Annotated in this window: 2 tRNA genes and 1 rRNA gene; all 3 read right to left on the bottom strand. The window is 57.0% G+C overall.

The features are described 5' to 3' along the window. Positions 1-134 precede the first annotated feature (134 nt). Positions 135-210, bottom strand: a tRNA-Ala gene (locus DNX69_RS12355). Between the two features lie 33 nt (positions 211-243). Continuing rightward, positions 244-320: transfer RNA gene (locus tag DNX69_RS12350), tRNA-Ile, on the bottom strand. A 221-nt stretch (positions 321-541) separates the two neighbouring features. Further along, positions 542-602 (bottom strand): 16S ribosomal RNA (locus tag DNX69_RS12345); the annotation flags it as partial.

Genomic DNA, 602 nt, shown 5'->3' with positions numbered 1-602 from the left:
TCACGATGTCAGAAAACCCGCCAGGCTGCGCATTGCGCAAAGCCGGCGAATACAAGTTGCGGACGAAAAACCATCGTCGCTGTCCCTATGACAGCAACGAGGTGCAAGCGAAGCGCTCTGGTCAATCAACCATCTGGTGGAGCCAGACGGGATCGAACCGACGACCTCATGCTTGCAAAGCACGCGCTCTCCCAGCTGAGCTATGGCCCCGTAACCAGAAGACGAATGCAGCGCATTGATGAGTGGTGGGCCTGGGAAGACTTGAACTTCCGACCTCACGCTTATCAAGCGCGCGCTCTAACCAACTGAGCTACAAGCCCTCAGCACGAGAGGCAGCTTGCGGCACGCAGCACCGGCATCATCGATCAACGATCATGCCGACAAGCCGAATGCGCGCGCCACCCCAGGCGCGTGTTCGTCCGCGAAGAAAGAGAAACGAAGACGGCGAGGTCCCGCCAATGAGGCTCGTATGACTTAGAGCCTCTGATGTTTCTAAAACAGGTCGATAGTTTGCGTGAGCAGACTGAAGACCCATCCTTAGAAAGGAGGTGATCCAGCCGCAGGTTCCCCTACGGCTACCTTGTTACGACTTCACCCCAGTC

Origin of the sequence: Rhodopseudomonas palustris (genome assembly GCF_003226555.1) — a bacterium.
GTDB classification, from domain to species: domain Bacteria; phylum Pseudomonadota; class Alphaproteobacteria; order Rhizobiales; family Xanthobacteraceae; genus Rhodopseudomonas; species Rhodopseudomonas palustris_I.
This window is presented reverse-complemented; position numbering and strand designations above follow the sequence as displayed.